Origin of the sequence: Mycobacterium scrofulaceum (assembly GCF_001667885.1) — a bacterium.
Lineage (GTDB): Bacteria > Actinomycetota > Actinomycetes > Mycobacteriales > Mycobacteriaceae > Mycobacterium > Mycobacterium scrofulaceum_C.
The window spans coordinates 75,921-101,826 of record NZ_LZJW01000062.1 but is presented as its reverse complement, the minus strand read 5'-3'; the positions used below and the strand labels follow the sequence as shown (position 1 = coordinate 101,826).

Sequence of the window (25,906 nt, the reverse complement as noted above, 5' to 3'; positions counted from 1 at the left end):
TGCCCGAGCGAGACCGGCCCCGCGTGCTGGAGTTCGGTGAACTCGCCGCACCGAGCCTCGACATCGGGCTGACCTGGCGGCAATACCGCAGCGTGCAGCGAGGGTTGGCCGGTTTCAGCTCCTGGCTCGACGAGCATCTGCGCCGCTTGCGGCGGGACCCGAGCGACAATCTGATGAGCCAGCTGATTCAGATGGCCGAAAGTGGCTCCGCGGAAACGTATCTCGACGAGGACGAGCTTCGGGCGATCGCCGGGCTGGTGTTGGCGGCCGGATTCGAGACCACGGTCAACCTGCTGGGCAACGGGATTCGCATGCTGCTGGATGCCCCCGACCGCCTCGATGCCCTGCGCCGGCGCCCGGAGCTATGGCCCAACGCGGTCGAAGAGATCCTGCGGCTGGAGTCGCCGGTGCAGCTGACCGCGCGGGTGGCGTTGCGCGACGTCGAGCTGGCCGGCCAGCGGCCGCGTCGGGGCGACCTGGTGCTCGTCTATCTGGCCGCCGCCAACCGCGACCCGTCCGTCTTCGACGATCCGCACCGTTTCGACATCGAACGGGCCAACGCCGGAAGGCATCTCGCGTTCTCGGGGGGTCGGCACTTCTGCCTGGGTGCCGCCCTGGCGCGCGCGGAGGGCGAAGTCGGGCTGCGCACGTTCTTCGATCGCTTCCCCGAGGTGCGCGCGGCTGGCGCGGGCAGCAGGCGCGCCACCCGCGTGCTGCGGGGCTGGTCGTCCCTGCCAGTGGCGCTCGGGCCGGCGCGGTCGATGGCTCGCGTCGACGGCTAGGGATCCGCGGTGTTGACACTCGTCCGGCAACCGCGTTTATTGGCGCTATGACAGACGTATCTATGATCTCGGTCGAGGATGTCGTACTCGGGCTATGGCAGGCGCTCTCGCGGCGGGACTGGGAGGCGGTCAAGACGTTCCTGTCCGATGACTGCCTCTACGTCGACATGCCGGTGCCCGCGTTGTCGGCGCGCGGACCCGAAGACATCGTCAAGCGGCTGAAGATGGGCCTCGAGCCGCTGGCCGGTTACGAGAACCACGACGGCGTGCTGGTGTCCAACGGTTCCGACGTGCTCTACGAGCACTCCGAGACGTGGACGTTCGCGACGGGCGAGCAAGGCGTGCTGAGATTCGTGACCGTCCACAAGGTCGCCGACGGCAAGATCACCGTCTGGAAAGACTATTGGGACATGAACTCGTTGGTGGCCTTCGCTCCCCCGAACCACTTCGAGAACCTCGCGAACGCGGACACCAGCTGGGTCTTTGATGCGACTAGCTTGGTCTAGCAGACTCGTCCACTCATTCCACTCCTGGTGAGCGCACAAGCACCCCGCCAGAACTGACCAAGCGGAACGTTCAGGGCTGGGGTCGCCAGACTGAGAAACGGTTCGGCGCGCCCAAACACGTTGTCGCCGTAGCGGGTTGGGCTAACGCGTTCCAGTATTTCGGTTACGGCGGAGGAGAGCGAGATCTCCTCCGATCGTCTGGCCGATCAGGCCCGATGCTGCGTGATGACAGCACTCGAAACGACTTCAGGGCTGGTGCCTCAACCGACGCTGGCGCACCCGATCACGCGAATGCTTGCTAAATGGATAGGAAACCCTATCCCTAGGGCCAACTCATTCTGGCTTCGCGGCCATTCCGGAAGCGGTGCTTTGTCGGTGACCATTTCCTTCATGATTCCGAACGGAAGTCAACGAGGAGAGCGCCATGACCGCTGATGACATCCACCCGTCGACCGCCGTCGATCAGCAGAACCCCCTCCGGTCGGCGCTCTCCAGGAGCTTGCGGGCCGCCTTCATCGTGGCGGTGACTGGGGGCACCCTGGCCGGCACCGGGGTGGTCCTGTGGCTGCTGAAAGCGCTCGCGACGAGCAGGTACGGCATCTACTTCGGGGTCTAGCCCGACGTGATCTCGGCATCTTGAGGAGGTCCCATGTTGAAATCGGAGATCGCCGTCGTGCTCGCCCTGTGCGCCGCGCTGGCATCCGCGATCGGCGCGGTGAGCCGTCAACAGTCCGCGCATCAGGTCACCGACGGGCCAGTCGGCCACTGGGAGTTGTTCCGCATGTCGTTGCGCGACACCCGGTGGTGGCTTGGCGGCGGTGGAGCCGTTGCCAACTACGGTCTGCAAGCCGCCGCGCTAGGCGTTGGGTCGGTGATGTTGGTGACGGCGCTGCAGGTGACGGCGCTGCTCTTCGCACTACCGGTCAATGCCCGGCTGACCCATCAGCGGGTGACCCGCCGGCAGTGGATGTGGGCGATGGTGCTCGCCGTCGCTTTGGCGGTGGTTGTCACGGTTGGCGACCCGAACCCCGGGCAGTCGCAGGGGTCGCTGACAACCTGGACTGGGGTGGCCCTGGTGCTGGGTCCCCTACTGGTGCTCTGTGTCCTGGGTGCGCGCGTCTGGCCCGGCCCGCGCGCGGCTGTACTGCTGGCGGTGGTGGCCGGTTCGTCGCTGGCGCTGTTCGCGATGCTGACCAAAGCCGTTGTCGCGGCGGCCGGTCGTGGTCTCGGGGCGCTACTGTGCGCGCCCGAGTTCTATGCCTGGATACTCGCGGCGTTGGCAGGGATGATCTTTCAGCAGTCATCGTTTCGCGCCGGTGCGCTGACCGCCTCGATGCCGTCGGTGACCGTGGCCAAACCAGCGGTGGCATCGGTTCTGGGCATTGTGGTGCTCGGCGAAACCCTCAACGCCGATGGCGTGGGCATGATCGTCCTGGCGTCGGCGGCGATAGTGGTGATTGTCGCGATAGTGGCTCTGGCCCGCGGCGAGGCCCATCCGGCGGCGCTCAGGAACGAGCAAAACGCGGAGACCTCTGATCCGGTGCCCGAGACGCTCACGCGGCCGCGCGTAGCGTCGGGTCCGCGGTGCCATCGAAACCCCGTCGGCTCGGCGATGTCAGTCGCCTGACCAATTCCCCTGCGCCGCAACGTGTCCGGCGGTCCCGGCCCGAACCGCCGGGATGGTCACCCCTCGTGCGTCGACCATCCCGGCGCCGGCCCGCTACAAGTACTGCTGGACTCCCCCGTGGCCGTGGCAGGTGCCGCCCGAGTGCGGGTGCTCGCTGAACGACCAGCTGCCGTCCGCGCATTTCGCGGTGGCGCCCGGTGGCTGTGACGGGCCCTGCTGCGGATAGGGCACGCAGTCACCGGAACTGGCGATGTAACACCCGGGCGACGAGTAGGCCGGTGCTGCCATGCCACCGGCGGCGGCCGCGATCACCGCGGCGACAAGAACTGCTCGGAGCAACATGCCCCCAAACCCTCTCGATTTCGATCTGTTTGGTGACGTTGCCCGATTCGTCGATCGGAGCGTATGCCGCGCGGCGGTTGATTACATGCGGAATTGGAAAAATGGCTAGGACTCGGCCAGCTTCCTGAGGCGTTTCAGCGTTTCGGCGAGGGTGCGTCCCACCTGGCGCACGGCGATCCGGTCGGCGATGTAACCGACGATGCCCCCCGGCGCCTGATACGACAGCCGGAACGTCACCTTCGTGCAGCCTTCGCCCGCGTCGCGCAGCCGGATCCGCCCGCGCAGGGTGACGCCGGTGATGCCGACCCAGGCCAAATCGCGGCCCTCGTCGAACTCCACCACCTCGATCAAGCCGCCCACGGGCACGGAGCCGATCTTCCAGTGCACGGTGTAGCGGGCGCCGACACCGGTCGCCATGTCGTTCGACGACTCCCAGCGCTCCAGGCTGCTCATGAACGACGGATAGCAATCCGGGTCGCTGACGATCTTCCATACGGCGGATCGGTCGGCGTTGATGACGCAGCGGCGCTCGACGCGCATCAGCCGATCACCGGGAATCGCCGTTCGGCGGCCAGTCGGTCGACGCCGCCCTGCAGGCTGGCCATCACCTTTTCGTGCACCGCCTGGTCGTCACCGTCGACCTCGATCGGGTCTTGGACCTCGATCACGATCTTGGTCGGCAACGGTATGTGGCCGGCGAGGTCGCTGATGTTCAGGCCCCAGGGCAGCGCCAGCGATATCGGGACGCTCTTGAGGCGCAGCAGCCTGTCGGCCATCAGCAACTTGGCCAGCCACTGCCCACGGTTGAGGAACAGCGCGCTTTCCTGCCCGCCGACGCTGGCGACCGGCACGATCGGCACCCCGGCCTCCCGGGCCAGCCGCACGTAGCCCATCCGGCCGCCGAAGTCGACCTTGTGCCGTTCCCACGAGGGGCGGAACACCTCGTAGTCGCCGCCGGGGTAAACGAGCAACGCGGCCCCGGAATCCAATGCGAGACGGGCGTTCTCGGGGTTGGCGGCCACCGTGCCGAACTTGCGCAACCAGCCCAGCGGCGGTGCGGAGACGACGAGGTTATGGGCCAGCTGGTAGAACGGCCGCTCGACGCCGAAATACGAACAAAACGCCAGCGTGAACACGAAGGTGTCGGGCGGCACGTTGCCGCCGCTGTGGTTGCCGACCAACAGCACCGGCCCCTCCGCCGGGATGCGGTCCAGGCCCCGTACGTCCGCCCGGAAGTAAAACGAGGCCAGCAGCCAGGTGCCCGGCAGCTGATCGCGGATGTAGTCGGGGTCCCGCTGGTCGAGGTCGGCCTTGGGCACCCACGACACCACCTTGTCCCGGGCCCACTCCAAGACGCCCTTTGCGGTCGCCATAACCGCCCGTATACCCCGGTGTCACCGGAGGTCAAACGCCGTAGAGGCCGGCGGCGTTGCCGTGGGCGATCAGGTCGACCACCCGGATGGCGTCGGCCTCGCTCCAGTCGTCGTCGACCACGAAACCGCGCAGCACGCGATGAATTGCCCTGCGCCACAGGACCGCACCGAGGAAATGGAGTTCCGCGGGGCCGAAACCGTCCGACGAGTACAGAACCTTGCCGAAGGGGGCCAGCTCCAGCAGACGCGCGACGAAGGCCGGTGCCCGCGCCCCGAGCTGGTTCACGCTCAACCCGCCGTCGACATAGACGTTGTTGAAGGCCTGCGCCAGGTACCCGGCCTCGCGCTCGTAGGGGTAGCAGTGCAACAGCACGATCGGGGTCTCCCCGGACCGCCGCAGGAAGTCGAGCAGCAGCAGCGGGTTGGTCTTGTGCAGGTCGCAGTCCCGGTCGCCGAGGCCGACGTGGAATTGCAGGGGCTTGCCCAGCCGCAGCGCCTGATGCAGGCCGAACCGCAGCAGCACCCGATCCTCCAAACGAGTGCCGCCGCGGTCGCGCCATCGGTCGGCCGCCTCGGCCACCTGTGCCGGCGCGGGCTCACTCAGGTCGCCGTCGAATCCGCCCCGGTACGCCAGGATCGACTTGGTGCCGACCGCCGTCGCCGCGCGCCGGTGCAGGATGTCCTGGAATGCCGACGCGTAGTCGCCGGGCGCCCGCGCGGCCTGCTCGGCGACCTGCTCGAGGCGGATCACCTCGTGCGCGCGGTTGCCGGACAGCTCCGCCATGTCGGCGGGGCCGGTGGTGTCCGCGCCGATCCCCGTGTCCACCAGCCAGTCGCTCACCCCCGCGGCCGGCAGGAACATGCGGGCGAGTTCCGCCTCGCCGAACCGGCCGCGACGCTCCCAATATGATTGCGGGTCAACGTGTTTCGGGAGCCCCAGGATGGGGGCGCAGTGGGCGCGCACGGCAAAGCCCAGTTGGCTGTCGAACCCCGAGCCCACGACGGGCTCGGTGTTGGCCTCGACAAGCGCGTTTTCGAACCGACGCCGGTCCCCCGCGGTCGTCCAGCAACCGTGGGCGTGCTGATCGATCAGGGTCACTTCGTCGATGTGGTCGGACAGCGCGCGAGGTTCGGAAGCCATGGCGGGCCGGTCACAGGCTCCAGGCCATGCGGAACTTGTCCGCCAGTTGCTCGGGGTCCAGGTTGCCGTACCGTTCCCGTTCCAGCGTGCGGACGGCGACCACCATGTCGACGGCGGCATCGCCCAGGATGTCGCGCATCAGCCGCGAATGGTTCAGTGCGGCAATCACTTCGGCCTGGTCTCGATGCAGGCTCACGATGCCGTCGCGGTCCCGTTCGGCAGCGGAGAGGTCCGCCGGGTCGATCGTGACCTCCGGGGGCAGCGGCGCTCGGCGTTCGATTCCGTCCAGCGCCAGCCCCAGGATCGCCGCCGACGCCAAGTAGGGGTTCGCGGAAGGGTCGACGATCTTCACCTCGACGTTTCCGCCGCGCGGGTTGCCGGGTCCGCCGGCGATGAATCGCACGGCGGCCTCCCGGTTTTCCGTTCCCCAGCAGGCGTAGGCGCCGGCCCAGTTGCCGGGGTGCATGCGCATGCCGGACACGATCGACCCGCACAGCAGGCCCTGCGCCTCGGGCAACCCGTGGACCACCCCGGCCACCGCGTTCTCCCCCGCGGCCGTCATGCCCCGGGCGCCCGCGCCGTCGGAGAACAACGGCCCGTCGGGCGTCGTCAGCGAAAAATGTTGATGCGCACCGGATCCGACGCCGTTGGCGAAGGGCGCCGGCGACAGGCTGATGCGAAGCCCGTGGCGCCTGGCGACCCGCCCGACGATGAGCCGCAGCAGCACCAACTGGTCGGCGGCGGCCACCGGGGGCTGCGGTGCCACGGACAGCTCGAACTGGTTGGCCCCATACTCGGGGTGAAACTGCTCGATCGCGATGCCCGCCGCCCCGGCCGACCGGGTGACGTCACGGACGAACGCCTCATGTTCCAGGACCCCGGCAAGGCCGTACTGCGCCCACAGCGTCGACGGCAGGCGGTCACCGTCGGGGGCCACCAGCAGGAACTCGATCTCGTGCCCGATCAACGCCTCGACTCCGGCTTCGGCGAGCGCGGCTTCGACCCGGCTCAACGTGCCGCGGCCGCAGGCGGGAACGGGTGCGCCGTCCTGGGAGAAGAATGCGGCGGGCGCCCACGCCAGCCCGTCGCCGACGATGCGCAGGGCGGACAGGTCGATGCGGAGCCGCTGGTCCCCGATCACGCCGACATCGCGGGTGAAGGCGATCCCGCTCTGATCGATCGCGAAGGCGTGCCACGAGGGGCTGGCCCCGAGGCCGGGATCGGCGAAGGTGTTGGTCCGCCGGATCGGCACCGTCTTGGCCAGCGTGAGCCCGGCGGGATTCACGACAGTGCCGATAACGGTGTCGACGCCCTCGGACTCCAGCTGGGCGATCGCCGCGGCGGCAAGCGGTGTGCCGGTCATGGCAGTCATTGTGCAGGGTCGAGACGCGCGGGCTCGCGAATTCAGTTCTGGCGGGCGGTCAACTCGCTGACGAACCGGTCGAGGAAGCCGTCCAAAGACGCGCTACCGGCGGGCCGGATCACGAACTTGGTCAGCCCCGCGTCGATGTAGGCGTCCAGCTGCCGGTGCAGCCGATCCCATCCGACGGCGATCAGCTCGGCGGGGTCGACGTCGGGGCGGCGATTGCGGGACGCCGCGGCCAGCGTCGCGGGCACTTCGCCGTCGACCGCGTCGACGACGGCCAACGAGATCCCGAAGTGGTCGGGGTCGATCCGGCGGCCCGCTTGCGCCGCGGCGCGTTCGATCGCCTCGCGGCCGGTCCGCGCCTCCGCCGGGGTCAGGAAGCTGCCCAGCCAGCCGTCGGCCAGCGCGCCGATGCGCCGGAACGCCGCCGGTGCCGAGCCGCCGAGCCAGATGTCCAGCGGGGGTTGCGGCCGGGGCATGACGGCGGCCCCGCTGACGGTGAAGTAGCGGCCGTCGTAGCTCGCCGAGTCCTCGGTCAGCGCCGAGCGCAGCACCCGCAGCGACTCGTCGAACACCGCGGCCCGCTCCCCGTCGGGGACCACGAACACCTCGCGCTCGGCCGGAATCGCCGACCGCAGACCAAAGACGGGCAGGACCCGCTTCGGCGCCACGGCCGCCAGCGAGGCCAACTGCTTGGCGACCAGAACCGGATGCCGCCCCGGCAGCACCGCCACCGAAGTGCCCACCTTCAACCGGGTCGTTCTGGCCAAGGCGTATGCCATCCCGACCACCGGGTCGACCGCCGGGGAATACACCAGCTCGGAGAACCACAGCGAATCCACGCCGTTGGACTCCAGGCGGTCCACGATGGGGGCCAACCGATCCGGAGCGGTGTCCGCGCCCAACCCCACGCCGAAGCGAATCTTCACCCATCGAGCAACACCGCGGTGCCGCGGTTTGTGCCCGCGGCGGGTGTGGCTACGCGCGGCTGGGAATGGTCAGCTTGCAGGCTTGACCGATGTCGAGGGTCCGCAAGACGCGACCCATGCCGACCCACAGGGCGCACGACAGGGCGAGATCGGCCAGCAGCTCGTCGGAGAAGTGTTCGGAGCAACGGCTCCAGAAGTCCTCGTCGTCGCGCAGGCCGGTGTGGTCGCTGGCGAACCGGTCCGCGAACTCGGCGGCGATCCGTTCCTGTTCGCTATAACCCGGCCAGGTGCGCCAGTCCTGGGCGTGGTCGTACAACTCCTCGTCGACGCCGGCGGCGGGCCCGTCCTCGTCGCGGGTGTTGACGCAGACGACGCATTCGTTGCGGTGCGCGATCACGGCGCGCGCCAGTTCCCGGGTGCGCAGCGGCAGCCGGTTCTTGGTGTAAACCGCGTTGCTGAAGCCGCCGAGCGCGCCGCCGATGTCGGGGGACTTCACAAACCAGCCGGCCAGGTCGTCGTCAGCAAATGTTCCGATTCGGCTCATGGCGTGATGGTACGCCCGCACCGCCCGGTTCAGGGGGTGGACGCCGGGATCTTCGTGGTGGGGCGGTCGTCGTTCCAGTCCCGTTGCGCGAGAACGCGGCCCGCGACGCGATTCAGTGCGGCTTCGACCACGCGACGATCCGGCCGCCCGTCGAATCCCGGTGAGCGGGCGAGCTTGTCGACCAGCCAGGCCACCAGCAGCGAGTGCACGTAGTCCACCTGCTGGGCTCCCGCGGGGGTCAGCCACAGCTGGTCGCCGTCACCGCGGGCGTATCCCGTGGCGATCAGCCGCGAGAAGGTGGGTTCCAAGACCTCGAACGGGATCCGTAGGTAGTCGGCGATGTCGGTGAGCCGGGCCGTGCCATACAGCTGTCCGTAGCGGTTGATGCGCAGGACGCCCCACAGCCCGGCCACGTCGAGCCGGCAGTCGGGTCGCATGGCGATGCTGCGCAATCGCATGCCGGGCACACCGCGCAGCATGCGTTCGACCGCGCCCTCCAGCATCTGATCCGGAGTCTCGGTATTCGGCATTCCGAACGCGTCACCGAGATCGATTGTGCTGTCGTGCATTTCCCGCAGGGGGACCTCTCGCAGGAACAACGCCAGCACGAAGCCCACCAGCGCGACCGGGACCGCGCAGAGAAAGACGTGGGTGAGTGACTCGGCGTAGGCGGCGACGATAGGAGCGGCCGTCTGGTGGGGCAACCGGTGCAACGCCTCCGGCGATGCGGCGGCGGCGGCCGGCGCGCGGCTGGCCACCATCGCCGGCCCGATCCGGCTGTGCAGGAAGTTGGTGAACAGTGAACCGAAGATGGCGGCGCCGAACGAGCTGCCGATCGTGCGGAAGAAGGTGACGCCGGACGTCGCGACGCCGAGGTCGTCGAAGCCCACGGTGTTCTGCACGATCAGGACAAGGGTCTGCATGCACATCCCGATCCCGGCGCCGAGGATGACCAGGAACAGCGATTGAACCCACACCGATGTCGACGGGTCCATCCGCGACATCAGAAAGAACGCCACCGCCATGACGGCGGTGCCGGTGACGGGAAAGACTTTGTATCTGCCCGTGCGGCCGACGATGACGCCACTGCCCATCGAGGTGGTCAGCATCCCGATCACCATCGGCAGCGTGCGCAGGCCCGACGTGGTGGCCGAGACGCCGTCGACGAACTGCATGTACGTGGGCAGGAACGTCAGCGCGCCCAGCATCGCGAAACCGACCACGAACGACAGCACGCAGCACACCGTGAACACCGGACTGCCGAACAGCCGGGTCGGCAGGATGGGCGCGTCGGCGCGGCTTTCCACCCAGGCGAAGAGGCACAAGGCGATCGCCGAGCCGACGAACAGGCCGACGATCGTGGGCGATCCCCACGGGTAGGTGGTGCCGCCCCAGCTGGTGGCCAGCGTCAGCCCGGTGGCGCCCAGGCCGACCAGCACGATGCCGGTGTAGTCGATGACCGGTTTGGTGCGGTTGGACAGCGCCGGGATGGCGGCGGCCGCCACGAAGAAGACGACGACCGAGATCGGCACGTTGATCCAAAACGCCCAGCGCCAGGTGAAGTGGTCGGTGAAGTAGCCACCGAGCAAGGGGCCGATCACGGTGGTGACGCCGAATACCGCGCCCATCGCACCCTGGTAGCGGCCGCGGTCCCGCAGCGGGATCACCTCGCCGATCAGCGCCATGGCGGTCACCATGAGCCCGCCGCCGCCGATGCCCTGCAGCGCGCGGGACGCGACCAGCATGCCCATCGAGCTCGAGAGGCCGCACAGCACCGATCCGGCGACGAAGAACACGACGGCCGCCTGGAACACCCGCTTGCGGCCGAACAGGTCACCGAACTTGCCGACGAGGGCGGTGATGATGGTCGAGGCGAGCAGGTAGCTGGTGACCACCCACGATTGATGGCCTGCGCCACCGAGATTGGCGACGATGGTGGGCAACGCGGTGGCCACGATCGTCTGGTCCAGCGCGGCCATCAGCATGCCGAGCAGGATCGCCACGAAGATGAAATTGCGTCGCTGCGGGTCGACCGCGACGTCCCCGGGTCCGGAGTCCGAAGCGCGCTCTGCCGGAGCCGCCGCTGGTGTCGCCCTCGTCATGCCCGCCCTCCCACGGCTTTCGATGGTAGTGAGTGCCCACGGTCAGCCCGTGGCAACCACAGCCGTGAGAAGGCGTGTGCGGTATGTCAGCTCGGCGGCCGCGAGACGCACTGCGCGGAGTAGAGCTCCACGCCGAGCTTGTCCATCAGCTCCAGCTGCGTCTCGAGGTAGTCGATGTGCTTTTCCTCGTCCGCCACGATCTCTTCCAACAGGTTGGCGCTGGTGGTGTCCTGTTTCTCGCGGCACATGATGATGCCGGGCTTGAGCCGGTCCATCACCTCGTACTCGATGGCCAGGTCGGCCTCGAACTGCTCGCGCAGCGTCTGGCCGATCCGCAGCGAGAACAGCCGCTGGTAGTTCGGCAAACCGTCCAGCAGCAGGATGCGGTCGGTGATCGCCTCGGCGTGCCGCATCTCGTCGAAGGACTCGGCGCGGGTGTGCTCGGCGAGCTCGGTGAAGCCCCAGTTGTCCTGCATCTTGGAGTGCAGGAAGTATTGGTTGATCGCGGTGAGCTCGCCGGTCAACTGCTCGTTGAGCAGGCGCAAAACATCCGGATCCCCTTGCATGATCACTCCCCTACGGTGACGTCGAAACGGTGGTCATTCGTGGCCGTGGCGGGGTGCGCTGGGCTGCGCGCACCATGCCGGGCCGTAGTCGCACTTTGCCATGCCGGGGTGCAATCTGCCAGCAAGGTATGGCTGTGCTCAGTGTGTGTCCCCCGCCGCGCCGGTGACCGACGTTGCTGGCGAGTAAGGTTAGACTGCGCTAATCAACTTAGGTTAGACTCAACTAATATGGCTGTCGGTTCGGCATTTTCTTCGGGAATCCCGGTGACACGGGGTGCCGAGAGGGAGGACGAATTGAGCGCGCGTGGCCAGGCCGTCGAGGAAGGGAACGTCGTCCGCATGCAGGGGATGCGCTGATGTACGTATGCCTGTGTGTCGGCGTGACCAACCACACGGTGTCCGAGGTGGTCGCCCGGGGCGCCTCCACCTCCAAAGAGGTTGCGGCCGCGTGCGGGGCCGGCGGCGACTGCGGGCGCTGCCGAAGGACGCTGCGGGCGATCATCGCCGCGTCGGCGAACCTCGAGACCGCTCCGTCGCTTTAGCTTCGTCGCTTCAGGAATTGGCGCCCGCTCAGCGGGCCTTGTTGAAGTCCGCCAGGGCGGCGGCGTTGGCCTGCGCCCCCATCAGTTCGGCGAAGTGCGCGTTTTCCCGCGCGGTGGCCGCGGCGATCTCCGGCCGGACCGGCTCCACCATCGTGTGCTTGACCGCCATCAGGCTTGAAATCGGCCGGCTGGCAAGGATTTCCGCGTGCCGGCGGGCTTCGGGCAGCAGATCGTCGGGTTCGCAGACCCGCCAGACCAGGCCCATCCGCAACGCCTCGCCGGCGTCCACCCACTCCGAGGACATCAGCAGCCAGGCGGCGTTCTGCCGGCCCACCAGCTGCGGCAGCAGGTACGACGACGCCGCTTCCGGGGCCACCCCCAGGCTGGTGAACGGGCACTTCAGCCGGGCCGTCGACGACATGAATGCCAGATCGGCGTAGCCCAGGATGGTGGCGCCGATGCCGACCCCGACGCCGTTGACCGCGCAGATGAGCGGCTTGGGGAACGCGCTGAGGGCATCGATCAGGCCGATGAAGCCGTGCTTGCCCGGGGTGAAGTCCGGATCGACGATGCGGGCCTGCATCTCGGCGAGATCGGTGCCCGCGCTGAAGCCGCGGCCCGCGCCGGTCAGTAGCACCACGGCGACCTCGGGATCGTCGGCCGCGGCCAACAGCGCCTCCGCGGTGGCGTCGTACAGCGCCTCGTTGAACGCGTTCAGCGCCTCGGGCCGGTTCAGCGTGAGGGTGCGTACCCGCTTGTCGTCATCGATCTGCAGCGTCACGGCTGCAGCCTAACCAGGTCAGCCGTTGCTGTAGACGCGGGTGGGCGCGATCAGCACGACCGCGCGCCGCTCCCGCGCCATGACGCGGTCGTACTCGTCCCAGTCGTCATGCGTGCCGCCCGCGGCGGTGAAGACGTCGCGGAGCAAGAGCCGCAGCTGGTCGTCCGTGGTCAGCCAGGGCTGGGCGTCTTCGGGGCCGGCCAGCTCGGCGCGGCCCTCGACCGTCGCCCACTGCCAGCCCTTGCGAAAGGTGACCGCCAGTTGCGGCCGTGCGCGCAGGTTGGCCAGCTTGACCTTGCCGTAGGTGGTGAAGCCCAACACCTCCTCGCCGCTGTCCGGATGCGGCAACAGGCCGACGTTGACCAGCGACGCCTGCACCGTCGCGTCGGCACGAACCGTGGAGACGACCGCCAGGCCACTTTCCGCCGCGGCCAGGCCGACGGCGTCACGCAGAGATGTCATGTGGGTTCCTCGATGAACGGAGTCTTGAAGACGTAGCGGCTGGTGGGGACGGTGTCGATGTTCTCGTTGGCGCCGAACGCCGTGGTGCTGGCGACCATTCGGCCCAAGCGGTCCTGCAGGTCCTTGTCGTCGGCGGCACCGAAGAAGGCCTTGAGATCGGTGATCGCCTCCGCCGGGAACAACTCCTCGACGATGCCCGCGATTCCCGGCGCGTCCGGGGTTAGGGCGCGCACCACCCAGTTCTGGGTGTAGCCGAAGGTCGACTGCGTCTCGATCGCCACCGAGGTGTGGTCGCGCTGCCACCGGTTCAGCCAGCTCGCCTGGTCCAGGCCCTCGGGCCGGCGCAGCAGCGCGATGTTGGCCAAACCCGTTGTGCGCGAACCCGGCTCGGTGCTGGGCGCTTTCAGCGGCACCGATTCGGTGACGAGGTACGCGGCGAGTTGTTCGCATTCGGCCGCGAGCAGGTCGAGGGCTGCGGTCATCTGCTCGCCGTAGCACTGCTGCGTCCACATGCTCACCACCGCGCCGACGGGCGGGTCCAGCGTCGTCAGCGTCATCAGCGAATGGCGCACCGCGTCGTCGCGAACGTTGACCGCGAGCCCCGGCAGGCCCAGCTCCAATAGCGACTCGGCGACCGGTCCCCGCTGGCGGGCGCACCAATCGTCGCCGAAATCGGCCGTCCTGAGCACCGCGATCACCTTTTCCATGGGCTGAACCTACCGCCGGCGCCGCGCTACTTGACCAGCCGTACGGGGTGTTCGTCACTGATCAACATGCCGATCATCTGTGCCAGCTGCCGGTAGGCCTCGTCGCGGCCGCTGGACGAGCGGTACACCAAGCCGATGCGCCGCCCGGGGCGGGGTGCGGCGAACTGCGCCAGGCCGAGGCGGGTTCGCGTCGCCTCGACCGGCACCGCGCTCTGCGGGATCAGGGTCACTCCCAGGCCGCCGGTCACGCATTGCACCGCGGTGGCCAGCGACGCCGCGCGGGTGTTGGCCAGCTCCGGTCGCACACCGGCCTTGTGGCACACGTCGAGCGCCTGGTCGCGCAGGCAGTGCCCCTCGTCCAACAGCAGCAGCGGCAGATCCGCCAGCGCCGTGGCCGGGACCCGGCGCTTCCCGGACAGCGGGTGGCCGGGCGGCAGCGCGAGCACGAAGTCTTCGTCGTAGATCGGGATGGCGGTGACGCCGCCGGCGTCCGCGGGCAGGGCGATCAGCGCCGCGTCGAGCGCGCCCTCGCGCAGTACCGTCAGGAGTCGTTCGGTCTGGTCTTCCGTCACCCGCAACGTCATTTCTGGATATCGCTCGGCAAGGCCGGCCAGCACCGTCGGCAACACGTAGGGCGCGATCGTCGGGATCAAACCCAACCGCATCCCGGCCCGCAGCGGATCGGATGACCCCGCCGCCGCGGAGGTGAACGCGTCCACCGCCTCGATGACGGCCTGGGCGCGCGGCAGCAGCTCGATGCCCTCGGCCGTCAAGAGGACACGCCGGGTAGAGCGCTCGATGAGCCGGCTGCCGAGCCCGGTCTCCAGTGCCGCGAGTGCCTGTGACAACGTGGACTGGCTGACGCCGAGAGATGTTGCGGCACCGCTAAATTGACGTCGTTCGGCAACCGCCACGAAGGCGCGCAGGCCGGCGATAGTCGGCTGATAAGTCTTATCGGGCATACCTATAAGTGTAGTGGGAAATATCACCTTTACTTCAGACAGGGTCTGCAGGCAACATGACAGGGAAAGCTAATCTTGAGTAAATCCAAATTAGGAGAGCCATGCCTTTGCTGACCATCGGCGACCAATTCCCCGCCTACGAGCTCACCGCGCTGATCCCGGGCGATCTGTCCAAGGTCGACGCCAAGCAGCCCGAGGACTACTTCACGACCGTCACCAGCGAGGACCACGAAGGCAAGTGGCGCGTTGTGTTCTTCTGGCCCAAGGACTTCACCTTCGTCTGCCCGACCGAGATTGCCGCGTTCGGCAAGCTCAACGACGAGTTCGAAGACCGCGACGCGCAGGTCCTGGGCGTCTCGATCGACAGCGAGTTCGTGCACTTCAACTGGCGGGCCCAGCACGAGGATCTGAAGAAGCTGCCGTTCCCGATGCTCTCGGACATCAAGCGCGAGCTGAGCCTGGCCACCGGCGTTCTCAACGCCGACGGCGTCGCCGACCGGGCCACCTTCCTGGTGGACCCCAACAACGAGATCCAATTCGTCTCGGTCACCGCCGGATCCGTGGGACGCAACGTGGAGGAAGTGCTGCGGGTGCTCGACGCGCTGCAGTCCGACGAGCTCTGCGCCTGCAACTGGCGCAAGGGCGACCCGACGCTGAACGCCGCCGAGCTCCTCAAGGCTTCGGCTTAGTCCGGGCCCCTGCGGGTACAAGGTCTGACTAGGAGGGTGAGATGAGCGTAGAAAACCTCAAGGAAGCGCTGCCCGAGTACGCCAAGGACCTCAAGCTGAACCTGGGCTCGATCACGCGCACTACGGAGCTCAACGAGGAACAGCTGTGGGGCACCCTGCTGGCGAGCGCCGCGGCGACCCGGAACACCCAAGTGATCAGCGAGATCGGCGCCGAGGCGGCCGACGTCCTGTCGGCCGAGGCGTACAACGCGGCGCTGGGGGCCGCGTCGATCATGGGCATGAACAACGTGTTCTACCGGGGCCGCGGCTTCCTCGACGGGAAGTACGACGATCTGCGCGCGGGGTTGCGGATGAACATCATCGCCAATCCCGGTGTGGATAAGGCAAACTTCGAGCTGTGGTGCTTCGCGGTGTCGTCGATCAACGGTTGTCCGGACTGCGTGGCCGCTCACGAACACACGCTGCGCGAGGCGGGGGTGAGCAGGGAGACCATCCAGGAGGCGTTGAAGGCCGCGGCCATCGTCTCCGGCGTGGCACAGGCTATCGTCGCCGCCCAAACCCTGGCCACCGTCGGCTGACGCAGTGACGGCACCGGCCTGGGTAGAACACGCGATCTGGTGGCAGGTCTATCCGCTGGGGTTCGTCGGTGCCTTTCCTTCGTCGGAGCCGCCGCAGCCGGACGAACACCGGCTGCGGCGGCTCGTCGACTGGTTCGACCACGCCATCGCGCTGGGCGCCTCGGGCATCGCGCTGGGCCCGATATTCGCCTCGCGCACACACGGTTACGACACCACCGACCACTACCGCATCGATCCCCGGCTCGGTGACGACGCCGACTTCGACTATCTCGTCGCCGAAGCTCGCCGCCGCGGACTGCGCATCCTGCTCGACGGCGTGTTCAACCACGTCGGCGTGGACTTCCCCCGCTACCAGCAGGCCGCGCAGGATGGCGCGGCCGCGCGCTGGTTCCGCGGACGCCCCGGCGCGTTCCACACCTTCGAGGGTCACGCCGAGCTGATCACCCTCAACCACGACAATCCCGAGGTGATCGACTACACCGCCGACGTGATGGCCCACTGGCTGGAGCGCGGCGCCGACGGCTGGCGCCTCGACGCGGCTTATACGGTGCCGGAACGGTTTTGGGCGTCGACGTTGCCCAAGGTGCGCGAGCGCTTCCCCGACTCCTGGTTCGTCGGCGAGCTCATCCACGGCGACTACGCCGCGGTGGTGCGGTCGGCCACGTTCGACTCGGCCACCCAATACGAGCTGTGGAAAGCGATTTGGAGCAGCCTCAACGACGGTAACTTCTTCGAGCTGGACTGGGCGTTGCAGCGGCATGCCGAGTTCCTGGCCGACTTCGTCCCGCTCACCTTCATCGGCAACCACGACGTCACCCGGATCGCCAGCCGGCTGGAAAACCCCCGGCACGTGGCGCACGCGCTGGTGCTGCTGCTCACCGTCGGCGGCGTGCCCAGTGTGTACGCGGGCGATGAGCTGGGATTCCGCGGCGTCAAAGAGGAGCGTTACGGCGGCGACGACGCTGTGCGCCCCGAGTTCGCTTCTCCCCCGTTGCAATTGGATGCGTTCGGCGCGGAGATTTGGGCGTTGCACCAATTCCTCGTCGGGTTGCGCCGGCGCCACCCGTGGCTGCACCGGGCGACGACCACTGCGCTGCGGCTGGAAAACCTGCATTACGTGTACGAGACGCGCAACGGCGACGACGCGTTGCTGGTCGCGCTCAACGTCGGCGACGAACCGATGCGCGTGGCGCTGTCACAGCTGGGCACCGCCCATCGGCGGGTCATCGGCGGGTCGTCCGCGCCGCCTCAGGAGGTCGTCGACGCGGTGGTCGTCGAGCCGCACGGCTGGCGGATCCTAAGCCCGGTCTAGGCGCTCGAGCGTGAGTCGGTCCTGCCGGCCGTCGTAGTACTTGTCGAGCAGCGCGACGAAGTCCTCGTTGTCGTCGGTCGCCCGCGAGAACAGGGTCATCGACGAACACAACTTCAGGTCGTCGGGCGAGCCGAAGATCTCGCCGACCGACCGGCCCTGCACCTCGTTGACCAGCCGGGCACACTCGCGCAGTCGCGGCCCCAACACCTCGTGGCGCAGGTAGGCGCGGGCCTCCTGCAGCGACGAGATGCCGTAACGCACCGCCGTCGGGCTGCCACCCAGGCCGCGCAACTGCGGGAAGACGAACCACATCCAGTGGCTGCGCTTCCGCCCGGAACGCAACTCGTCGACCACGTCGCGGTACACCGGGGCCTGCGCGTCGACGAAGCGCTGGAGGTCGAAGGGATCGCTCTCCGGTTCCATGTGACTACCGTTGCACACTGTGGAGTCCAACAGACGAAAGGCCGTCCAGCGACGAGTGCCCAAGGTGCGCGACCTCGCGCCGCTGATCAACTTCAAGCGACCGCAGTTCGACGCGACCAAGCGCCGCCTCGACGCCGCGTACACCATCGAGGATCTGCGGCGCATCGCCAAACGGCGCACGCCCAAGGCGGCGTTCGACTACACCGACGGTGCCGCCGAGGACGAAATTTCCCTCGCACGCGCGCGACAAGCCTTCCGCGACATCGAGTTTCACCCCACTATCCTGCGCGACGTCACCAACGTCACCGCCGGCTGGAACGTGCTGGGCCACCCGGTCGTCCAGCCGTTCGGTATCGCACCCACCGGGTTCACCCGGCTCATGCACACCGAGGGCGAGATCGCCGGCGGGGCGGCGGCGGCCAGGGCCGGCATTCCGTTTTCGCTGTCCACGCTCGGCACCTGTTCGATCGAGGATCTCGTGACCGCTGTTCCCCAGGGCCGGAAGTGGTTTCAGCTCTACATGTGGCGGGACCGGGAACGCTCGATGGCGCTGGTGCGGCGCGCGGCCGACGCGGGCTTCGACACCCTGCTGGCCACGGTCGACGTCCCGGTGTCGGGCGCGCGGCTGCGCGACAACCGCAACGGCATGACCATCCCGCCGACGTTGACGCTGCGCACCGTCCTGGATGCGGTCCCGCACCCGAAATGGTGGTTCGACCTGTTGACCACCGAGCCGCTGGCGTTCGCGTCGCTGGACCGCTGGCCGGGCACCGTCGCCGAGTACCTGAGCACCATGTTCGACCCCAGCCTGACCTTCGACGACCTGGAGTGGATCAAGGGGCAGTGGCCGGGCAAGTTGGTGGTCAAGGGCATCCAGACCCTCGAGGACGCCCGCGCCGTCGTCGACCGCGGCGTCGATGGCCTCGTGTTGTCCAATCACGGTGGCCGGCAACTGGATCGGGCGCCGGTGCCCTTCCACCTCCTGCCGACGGTCGCGCGTGAACTGGGCAAGGACACCGAAATCCTGGTCGACACCGGCATCATGTCGGGCGCCGACATCGTCGCGGCGATCGCCCTGGGTGCGCGGTGCACGCTCGTCGGGCGGGCCTACCTGTACGGGCTGATGGCCGGCGGCGAGGCCGGTGTCACCCGCGCGATCGACATCCTCGCCGACGGGGTGATCCGCACGATGCGACTGCTGGGTGTCACCTGCCTCGAGGAGCTGTCCCCCAGGCACGTGACCCAACTGCGGCGGCTGGGGCCGGTTTCGCCGGTGTGAAGCCCAGGCGCATCGCTGCACCGCTGGCCGGCAATTGGACGAATTTGCACGTCATCGCTCATCTCGCACCGAGTTGGGCTAGTTTGTGAAACTGTGGGGGGTCGCGGTCGCGATTTGAGTACCGTTTATCGCTTGTGCCGTGAGCGGGGAACCGGGCTTGAGCCGCGGCGGCTGCGGCTCGGCAACGCGCGGCGGGCGGCTGTCCATCTATGTCTGCGACCCGTCGACGCGTGAGGCCGGAGACCCACGATGGCGGCCCGAATCGTCAACAGGCAGGCGGACGAACGCGCCGTCGTTGAGTTTCTCGAATCTGTGCCCCGCGAGCCGTGCGCTCTGGTCATTGAAGGCGACCCCGGTATCGGCAAGACGACGCTGTGGCTGGACGTGGTGGCGCGGGCCCGGGACCTGGGTTACCGCGTGCTCACCAGCCGTGCTGCCGCGGCCGAGTCGGTACTCGCCTACACCACAATGGCCGACCTCCTCACCGACGTTGATGACGCGGTTTGGGCGGACTTGCCCACACCGCAGCAGCGAGGCTTGGACGCCGCGCTGCTGCGGCGCGGCGACGCGGGGCGCGCCGCCGACGCCAGGGCGGTAGCTGCGGCGTTTGTCGCCGTCCTGGCGCGGCTTGGCGCCAGGGGTCCGCTGCTGGTTGCCATCGACGATCTGCAATGGCTGGATACCTCTAGTGCGCACGTCGTGGCGTTCGCGGCGCGAAGACTTCCTGGCGGGGCGGCTCTGGTGTGCACCACACGTACCGCGCAGGCGTCGTCGCTGCTGCAGCTTGCCCGCCCCGAGGGGGTGTACCGGATCCGGATGGAGCCGCTGACGTTAGGCGAACTACGTCAGGTCCTGACGTTGCGGCTGGGCGCCCCCATCGCGCGGCCCACGATGGTGCGCATTCACGAAGTCTCGGGCGGAAATCCGTTCTACGCGCTGGAACTGGCTCGCGAAATCGGCGCCCGAGGCCACCACAACGAATTGGGACTCCCGGCGAGCCTCAGTGAGCTGGTGCGCACCAGAATCGGCCGAGTCGGGGCGGGCGCTGACGAGGCGCTGCTGGCGATGGCCTGCCTCCCCGACCCGACTGTGCAGCTGGTAGCGCGAGCGACGGACACCGCCCCGGACCGCCTGGTGGAGCTGCTCGATCAGGCCGAGGCGCACGGGGTCGTGGCTCTCGACGGCAACCGAATCCATTTCACCCACCCGCTGTTGGCGCATGGCGTCTACACCAGCGCAACGGCCGGTCGGCGCCGCGCGATGCATCGGCGCCTGGCCGAACTCGTCAGTGAGCCGGAGCTGCGGGCGCGTCACCTCGCCTTGTCCGACCCCACCGGCGAACCGGAAACCCTCGAAGCCCTCGACACGGCCGCCGAAATCGCCCGCGGCAGAGGGGCGCCCGCCGCCGCCGCTGAACTGCTTGAATTGGCAATGGGTCTGGGGGGTGACACCCCAGAACGCCGAATCCGTTGTGCAGCAGCACACTTCAACGCGGGTGACGCCGCCCAGGCACGCGCCTTCCTCGAGCGGACCATCGAATGTCCGGTGCCGCCTCCGACGCGGGCTCAGGCCCTGCACCTGCTGGCCGTCATGAGCCAGCTCGAGGACAGCCTGCTCGACAGTGCGGACTACTTCGAGCGCGCTCTCGCGGAAGTCGGCGACGACCTCGCACTGCGTGTGCAGATACTGGTTGCCTTGGCCTGGGTGCAGATCCGTATCGGTAGGCGCGGCGCGTCGGCACAGAACATCACCGATGCCGTCGCGGGCGCCGAGCGGCTGGGCGGCTTGCAGCTGCTTAGCCAGGCCCTTAGCGTGCGGGCGGTCGTAAATTTGCTCCTCGGGAAAGGTTTGGACGATCGGGACCTGCGACGCGTATCGGCGCTCCAAAGCCGCGACACGGCGATTTCGGCGACATTGCATCCGTCGTTTCATCACGCCATGGCCCTGGCCTGGACGGGGCAGCTTGACGCGGCCCACGACCAGTACGCGGCCGTCCGGCAAAGTTGCATCGAGCGGGGCGAGGAAAGCGACCTGGTATTCGTCTCGTTCCACTCCGTCCTCAATGAGATCTGGCGGGCGGACTTCGCATTCGCCGCCCTGATCGCCGAGGACACCTACGAACGCGCGCAGCAATTGGACGGCGCGCTTCAGCTCTCCGCGGCGCTGACCGCCCGAGCGATCGTCGGCGCATACGCCGGCCGTGAACTCGACGCCCGCCGCGACATCAGCGTCGCGATCGGACCCATTTCCCGGAGCGGCTCGCAACTTCTGACGTTGTGGACAGCCGGCACGTTGGGCTTCCTCGAGGTTTCGCGCGGCAATTATCAGCAGGCGGTTGCGGAACTCGAACCGCTGCTGGGCACGATCAAAGCGGCACCGGAGGCGACCGAAATTTTCGTAGCCGGGTTCCTGCCCGACGCCGTGGAGGCGCTGATCGGTATCGGACGCCTCGAGGACTCTGAACCATTGATCGACGCCCTGGAGAGCAACGGCCGCCGCCTAGGCCGGGCGTGGATGCTGGCAATGGGTTTACGGGGCCGCGCGATGCTGCTCGCCGCCCGTGGCGACCCCAAGGCGGCCACCGCCATGGCCGAACTCGCCATGACCGAACATGATCGCCTGCCCATGCCGTTTGAGCGGGCCCGCACCCAGATGCTGCTCGGCCAACTTCAGCGTCGCCAACGCTATCGGGGCGCCGCCGCAGCCACGCTCCAGGAAGCGCAACAAACCTTCCACCGGCTCGGCACGCCGTTGTGGGCAGATCGGGTGGCCGCCGAGCTCGCCCGCGGCATCTCGGGTCGGCGCCGTGGCGGAGCACTCACCCCGTCGGAAGAACGCGTCGCCGAGCTGGCCGTTTCAGGGATGACCAACCGTGAAATCGCCGCGGCGCTGTTCATCAGCCCGAAGACCGTCGAGGTCAACCTCAGCCGCATCTACCAGAAACTCGGCATTCGCTCACGCTTCGAGCTCTACCGAGCACGCGGGGCCGAAATCACCAACGATTAGGAAACCCCTGATTGCGGCGTCAGCCGTCGGCGATGGCGTGCTGACCGTCACCGCGGACGACTACGCCTTCGGCGTCCTCGCCGCCGCGTCCGCTGAGGCTGTTCGTTGCCCAGGTATGCGTCGACGCGGCCGCGCCCGCGGAACGGATCAGCGCCGCGATCGGGTGGTCGGCAACGCTGGCATGCCGAAATTCCGACCCGCATAGTGCAGCGCAATGCTCGTAATGGATCCGCCCGGGAACAAACGGGAGCCGGGCTGGGTTGAGCGCATCAGACTCAGTTTTTGGAGGGATTGATGGCTGAAGCCAAATCGGTGCCGGTGCTGTTTGTCACCGACACCATCGTGTTGCCCGGAATGGTCGTGCCGATCGCGCTCGACGACGCCGCGCGGGCGGCGATCGACGCCGCTCAGGCGAGCGAATCGGGGCAGCTGCTGATCGCGCCCCGGCTCGACGACCGCTACCCGTCGCACGGTGTGATCGCGAAGATTCTGCAGGTCGGACGCATCGCGGGCGGCGGCACCGCGGCCGTCGTGCGCGGCGAACGCCGGGCGCAGATCGGCACCGGAGCCTCCGGGCCGGGCGCGGCGTTGTGGGTCGAGGTGACCGAGGTCGCCGACGTCGAAGCGACCGAAGAGGTCAAGGCGCTGACCGCCGAGTACAAGAAGCTGCTGCTGGCCATGCTGCAGCGGCGCGAAGCCTGGGAAATCGTCGACTACGTCAACAGGCTGACCGACCCGTCGGCCCTGGCGGACACCTCGGGGTACGCGTCGTACCTGTCCAACGAGCAGAAGCGGCAACTGGTCGAGACCGTTGACGTCGCCGAACGGTTGCGCGTGCTGATCGACTGGACCAGCTCCCACCTCGCCGAGGTCGAAGTCAACGACAAGATCGCCGAGGACGTGCGCGAGGGCATGGAGAAGACGCAGAAGGAGTTCCTGCTGCGCCAACAGCTGGCCGCCATCCGCAAGGAACTCGGCGAGGAGGGAGCGGACGGACCTGGAGGGGTAGCCGACTACCGGGCCCGCGTCGAGGCTGCCGAACTGCCCGAGAAGGTGCGCGAGGCCGCGCTGCGCGAGGTCGGCAAGCTGGAGCGGTCCAGCGACCAGAGCCCGGAGAGCGGCTGGATCCGCACCTGGCTGGACACCGTGCTCGACCTGCCGTGGAACGTCAGGACCGAGGACTCGACCGACCTGAAGGCCGCCCGCGGCGTCCTGGACGCCGACCACCACGGGCTGGACGACGTCAAGGACCGCATCGTCGAATACCTGGCCGTGCGGGCCCGCCGCGCCCAGCGGGGGCTGCAGGTTGTCGGCGGCCGCGGTTCGGGTGCGGTGATGGTGCTGGCCGGTCCGCCCGGTGTCGGCAAGACGTCGCTGGGTGAGAGCGTCGCCCGGGCGCTGGGCCGCAAGTTCGTGCGTGTCGCCCTGGGCGGTGTGCGCGACGAGGCCGAGATCCGCGGACACCGGCGCACCTACGTGGGCGCGTTGCCCGGCCGGATCGTGCGCGCCATCGGCGAGGCCGGATCGATGAATCCCGTTGTGCTGCTGGACGAAATCGACAAGGTCGGATCCGACTATCGCGGCGACCCGAGTGCAGCGCTGCTGGAGGTGCTCGACCCGGCGCAGAACCACACGTTCCGCGACCACTACCTGGACCTGGACCTTGACCTGTCCGACGTGGTGTTCCTGGCCACCGCCAACGTGATCGAGAACATCCCGTCGGCGCTGCTCGACCGCATGGAGCTGGTGCAGATCGACGGCTACACCGAGGACGACAAGGTCGCCATCGCCCGGGACTACCTGCTGCCCCGGCAGCGGGAGCGGGCGGCGCTGACCGCGGACGAGGTCACGCTGACCGACGCCGCGCTGCGCAAGATCGCCGCCGACTACACCCGCGAGCCGGGTGTGCGGCAGTTCGAGCGGCTGCTGGCCAAGGCGCTGCGCAAGGTGACCACGAAGCTGGCCCAGGAGGCCGGCCCCGTGACCGTCGACGAGCCGGATCTGGCCGACTACCTGGGTCGTCCGCGGTTCACCCCGGAATCGGCCGAACGCACGGCGGTGCCGGGCGTGGCCACCGGCCTGGCCGTCACCGGCCTGGGCGGCGACGTGCTCTACATCGAGGCCGGCGCCACCGACGGCGAGGCGGGCTTGCAGCTCACCGGTCAACTGGGTGACGTGATGAAGGAGTCGGCGCAGATCGCGCTCTCCTACGTGCGCTCCCACGCCGCCGAGCTGGGCGTCGACCCGAAGGCCCTCGACCGGCGCATCCACGTGCACGTGCCCGCCGGCGCCGTCCCGAAGGACGGCCCCTCGGCCGGTGTCACCATGGTGACCGCCCTGGTGTCGATGGCCACCGGACGGCAGGTGCGCTCCGATGTGGGGATGACCGGGGAGGTCACGCTGAACGGGCGGGTGTTGCCGATCGGCGGCGTGAAGCAGAAATTGCTGGCGGCCCAGCGGGCCGGCCTGTCGACGGTCTTCATCCCTTCGCGCAACGAGCCCGATCTGGATGACGTGCCCGCCGAGGTGCTCGACGCGCTGGACGTGCGGCCGATGACCGACGTCGCCGAGATCGTGGCTCAGGCTTTGGAGCCGGTGGTGCAGACCGCTACGGTCGCCGCCTGATTTGTGCTTGGCCGGGATGCGCAGCAAACTCGCGCGCATCCCGGCCAACCGCGTCAAAGCCCGTGAATGCCGGTGGCAGACGTCCGGCCGGCATGCGGGCAAATGCCGAACCGCCCGCTCTGCCCCGCCGTTCACTGGCATTCGCGGCCCGAGGCAGGTTTTCCGCGTCCACCCGCCGGGTATCTGGGGGTTTGGAGGTTCGACTGCCCGAAAGTAAGGGCGGTGGGGTGAGCGAATCACCAAGTCAACCGCTTGAGCTGCACTAAGGCGGCCAAATCGCACGACAAGGGGGTTCACTATGAATCTGAACAGGATCGCAGCCGGCGCTGTCATGGCCGGAACCATCACGTCCGCGGCCTTCGGGATCGGCGCTGGAATCGCGCAGGCCGACCCGAACGGCCCGAACGTGCCGAACCCGAACATTCCGGGTCCGAACGTGCCGGGAAGCGACCGGGATGACCTGCCGGGCCAGCATGTACCCGGGCAGCCCATCTGTAACCCGGGTGCGCCGGGCGTCAACTGCAACGCACCGGGCAGCCCGCTTCCCCCGGGACACGACGGCTTCCCGCCGCCGGGGCACTACAACGACCCGGGTCACTACGGCCTGCCGGCCACCTGGGTTCCGCCAGTGGGTGACCCGGACGGAACCCAGCTTCCGGTCGTGTTCAACCCGGACCTCGGCCAGTGGGGCGTCCAGACGTCTAGCGGGTTCCAGGCGTACACGCCCGTCGGCGGGGCGAACGCCGGCGGCAGTGTCGGCGGAAACGTCGGCGCTCCGCGTTAAACCCGGCAGCTAACGATGTGGCAGCCGCCCCCGCAAGGGGGCGGCTGTTTCATTTCACGGGACACGGCCGGCGGGCTGGCGTTGAATGAAGCCGTGAGTCTCAAACGCCAAGTGGTCCACCGCGTCCAACGCCTCCTCGTCAATCCCGTGGGCCGGCAGATGCCGGGCATCATCCTGGAAACCACCGGCCGCAAAAGCGGCAAGCCGCGGCGCACCGCCGTGGGCGGACGCCTGGTCGACAACCAGTTCTGGATGGTCTCCGAACACGGCGAACACTCCGACTACGTCCGAAATATCAAGGCCAACCCCGCCGTCCGGGTGCGCATCGGCGGCCAATGGCGCAGCGGCACCGCGCATCTGCTGCCCGACGACGACCCGCTGCGCCGGCTGGGCGACCTGCCGCGGCTCAACAGCGCCGTGGTGCGCCTGATGGGCAGCGATTTGCTGAGCCTTCGGGTGGACCTGGACTGACGCGCCG

General features: G+C 68.3%; 27 protein-coding genes. 13 read left to right on the top strand and 14 right to left on the bottom strand.

Translation table 11 applies throughout. The features are described 5' to 3' along the window. The 4 genes from A5681_RS09445 to A5681_RS09430 all read left to right on the top strand — a co-directional run. Positions 1–782 (top strand): cytochrome P450 (locus A5681_RS09445; RefSeq protein ID WP_156737916.1); only part of this gene is annotated, 782 nt, incomplete at its 5' end. Positions 783–844: 62 nt separating this feature from the next. Beyond that, positions 845–1,288 (top strand): nuclear transport factor 2 family protein, encoded by a 444-nt coding sequence (locus tag A5681_RS09440; RefSeq protein ID WP_067272738.1) that lies wholly within the window; start codon positions 845–847, stop codon positions 1,286–1,288. Between the two features lie 424 nt (positions 1,289–1,712). Beyond that, a complete protein-coding gene (locus tag A5681_RS09435; protein ID WP_067272736.1) occupies positions 1,713–1,904 on the top strand; it encodes a hypothetical protein in 192 nt (63 codons plus the stop codon). A 33-nt stretch (positions 1,905–1,937) separates the two neighbouring features. Continuing rightward, on the top strand, positions 1,938–2,915 hold the full coding sequence (locus A5681_RS09430; RefSeq protein ID WP_067272730.1) for a DMT family transporter: 978 nt from the start codon (positions 1,938–1,940) through the stop codon (positions 2,913–2,915). Between the two features lie 93 nt (positions 2,916–3,008). Here the strand turns inward: A5681_RS09430 and A5681_RS09425 are convergent, their stop codons facing one another. The 9 genes from A5681_RS09425 to bfr form a co-directional block, all read right to left on the bottom strand. Further along, positions 3,009–3,257 (bottom strand): DUF3761 domain-containing protein, encoded by a 249-nt coding sequence (locus tag A5681_RS09425; RefSeq protein WP_067272727.1) that lies wholly within the window; start codon positions 3,255–3,257, stop codon positions 3,009–3,011. A 105-nt stretch (positions 3,258–3,362) separates the two neighbouring features. Further along, positions 3,363–3,797 carry an SRPBCC family protein gene (locus tag A5681_RS09420; protein ID WP_067272724.1) on the bottom strand — a complete coding sequence of 145 codons (435 nt, stop codon included), beginning with the start codon at positions 3,795–3,797 and terminating at the stop codon, positions 3,363–3,365. Then, positions 3,797–4,630 carry a lysophospholipid acyltransferase family protein gene (locus A5681_RS09415; protein WP_067272721.1) on the bottom strand — a complete coding sequence of 278 codons (834 nt, stop codon included), beginning with the start codon at positions 4,628–4,630 and terminating at the stop codon, positions 3,797–3,799. Before A5681_RS09415 ends, A5681_RS09420 begins: the two co-directional genes overlap by 1 nt. A 31-nt stretch (positions 4,631–4,661) precedes the next feature. After that, positions 4,662–5,771, bottom strand: a complete 1,110-nt coding sequence (locus A5681_RS09410) for an amidohydrolase family protein (protein WP_067272719.1) — start codon at positions 5,769–5,771, stop codon at positions 4,662–4,664. Between the two features lie 10 nt (positions 5,772–5,781). Beyond that, a complete protein-coding gene (locus tag A5681_RS09405; RefSeq protein WP_067272715.1) occupies positions 5,782–7,134 on the bottom strand; it encodes a glutamine synthetase family protein in 1,353 nt (450 codons plus the stop codon). A 41-nt stretch (positions 7,135–7,175) separates the two neighbouring features. After that, entirely contained in the window at positions 7,176–8,066 is an 891-nt protein-coding gene (locus tag A5681_RS09400; RefSeq protein WP_067272710.1) for a TIGR03854 family LLM class F420-dependent oxidoreductase, read from the bottom strand. A gap of 49 nt (positions 8,067–8,115) precedes the next feature. Then, positions 8,116–8,610 (bottom strand): carboxymuconolactone decarboxylase family protein, encoded by a 495-nt coding sequence (locus tag A5681_RS09395; protein ID WP_067272707.1) that lies wholly within the window; start codon positions 8,608–8,610, stop codon positions 8,116–8,118. A gap of 29 nt (positions 8,611–8,639) precedes the next feature. Beyond that, entirely contained in the window at positions 8,640–10,712 is a 2,073-nt protein-coding gene (locus tag A5681_RS09390) for an MDR family MFS transporter (RefSeq protein WP_067272704.1), read from the bottom strand. 86 nt (positions 10,713–10,798) lie between these two features. Beyond that, positions 10,799–11,278: a bacterioferritin gene (gene bfr, locus A5681_RS09385; protein WP_055405255.1), complete on the bottom strand. Its 480-nt coding sequence runs from the start codon at positions 11,276–11,278 to the stop codon at positions 10,799–10,801. 356 nt (positions 11,279–11,634) lie between these two features. On the opposite strand from bfr, the gene A5681_RS09380 reads away from it, so the two are divergent. Beyond that, a complete protein-coding gene (locus A5681_RS09380) occupies positions 11,635–11,820 on the top strand; it encodes a (2Fe-2S)-binding protein (protein WP_067272701.1) in 186 nt (61 codons plus the stop codon). Between the two features lie 28 nt (positions 11,821–11,848). Here A5681_RS09380 and A5681_RS09375 read toward each other — a convergent pair whose 3' ends face one another. From A5681_RS09375 to A5681_RS09360, 4 genes are read right to left on the bottom strand one after another with little or no spacing between them, the layout of a single operon-like run. Next, the gene (locus A5681_RS09375) at positions 11,849–12,601 is read right to left on the bottom strand and encodes an enoyl-CoA hydratase/isomerase family protein (protein ID WP_067272698.1); all 753 of its coding nucleotides are present in this window, start codon (positions 12,599–12,601) and stop codon (positions 11,849–11,851) included. A gap of 18 nt (positions 12,602–12,619) precedes the next feature. Continuing rightward, on the bottom strand, positions 12,620–13,063 hold the full coding sequence (locus A5681_RS09370) for a TIGR03618 family F420-dependent PPOX class oxidoreductase (RefSeq protein ID WP_067272695.1): 444 nt from the start codon (positions 13,061–13,063) through the stop codon (positions 12,620–12,622). Then, positions 13,060–13,770, bottom strand: a complete 711-nt coding sequence (locus tag A5681_RS09365) for an EthD domain-containing protein (RefSeq protein WP_067272692.1) — start codon at positions 13,768–13,770, stop codon at positions 13,060–13,062. Before A5681_RS09365 ends, A5681_RS09370 begins: the two co-directional genes overlap by 4 nt. Positions 13,771–13,796: 26 nt before the next feature. After that, positions 13,797–14,732 (bottom strand): hydrogen peroxide-inducible genes activator, encoded by a 936-nt coding sequence (locus A5681_RS09360; protein ID WP_067272691.1) that lies wholly within the window; start codon positions 14,730–14,732, stop codon positions 13,797–13,799. Between the two features lie 101 nt (positions 14,733–14,833). Between A5681_RS09360 and A5681_RS09355 the strand changes: the two genes are divergently transcribed. From A5681_RS09355 to A5681_RS09345, 3 genes are read left to right on the top strand one after another with little or no spacing between them, the layout of a single operon-like run. Next, the gene (locus tag A5681_RS09355) at positions 14,834–15,421 is read left to right on the top strand and encodes a peroxiredoxin (RefSeq protein WP_067272688.1); all 588 of its coding nucleotides are present in this window, start codon (positions 14,834–14,836) and stop codon (positions 15,419–15,421) included. Positions 15,422–15,462: 41 nt separating this feature from the next. Next, a complete protein-coding gene (locus A5681_RS09350; protein WP_067272685.1) occupies positions 15,463–15,999 on the top strand; it encodes an alkyl hydroperoxide reductase in 537 nt (178 codons plus the stop codon). A gap of 4 nt (positions 16,000–16,003) precedes the next feature. After that, positions 16,004–17,311 (top strand): alpha-amylase family protein, encoded by a 1,308-nt coding sequence (locus A5681_RS09345; protein WP_067272683.1) that lies wholly within the window; start codon positions 16,004–16,006, stop codon positions 17,309–17,311. On the opposite strand, the gene A5681_RS09340 is transcribed toward A5681_RS09345, so the two are convergent. After that, positions 17,297–17,734, bottom strand: coding sequence for a DUF1810 domain-containing protein (locus tag A5681_RS09340; protein WP_067272681.1), 438 nt, complete (start codon positions 17,732–17,734; stop codon positions 17,297–17,299). The two genes, A5681_RS09345 and A5681_RS09340, sit on opposite strands and share 15 nt — an antisense overlap. 19 nt (positions 17,735–17,753) lie before the next feature. On the opposite strand from A5681_RS09340, the gene A5681_RS09335 reads away from it, so the two are divergent. From A5681_RS09335 to A5681_RS09315, 5 genes are all read left to right on the top strand, one after another. Next, a complete protein-coding gene (locus A5681_RS09335) occupies positions 17,754–19,013 on the top strand; it encodes an alpha-hydroxy acid oxidase (RefSeq protein ID WP_156737915.1) in 1,260 nt (419 codons plus the stop codon). Positions 19,014–19,262: 249 nt separating this feature from the next. Beyond that, the gene (locus A5681_RS09330; protein WP_067272679.1) at positions 19,263–22,019 is read left to right on the top strand and encodes a helix-turn-helix transcriptional regulator; all 2,757 of its coding nucleotides are present in this window, start codon (positions 19,263–19,265) and stop codon (positions 22,017–22,019) included. Between the two features lie 294 nt (positions 22,020–22,313). Beyond that, positions 22,314–24,644, top strand: a complete 2,331-nt coding sequence (lon, locus tag A5681_RS09325; protein WP_067272676.1) for an endopeptidase La — start codon at positions 22,314–22,316, stop codon at positions 24,642–24,644. 298 nt (positions 24,645–24,942) lie between these two features. Further along, entirely contained in the window at positions 24,943–25,428 is a 486-nt protein-coding gene (locus tag A5681_RS27640) for a hypothetical protein (protein ID WP_067272673.1), read from the top strand. A gap of 81 nt (positions 25,429–25,509) precedes the next feature. Next, the gene (locus tag A5681_RS09315; RefSeq protein WP_156737914.1) at positions 25,510–25,899 is read left to right on the top strand and encodes a nitroreductase family deazaflavin-dependent oxidoreductase; all 390 of its coding nucleotides are present in this window, start codon (positions 25,510–25,512) and stop codon (positions 25,897–25,899) included. Positions 25,900–25,906 lie beyond the last annotated feature (7 nt).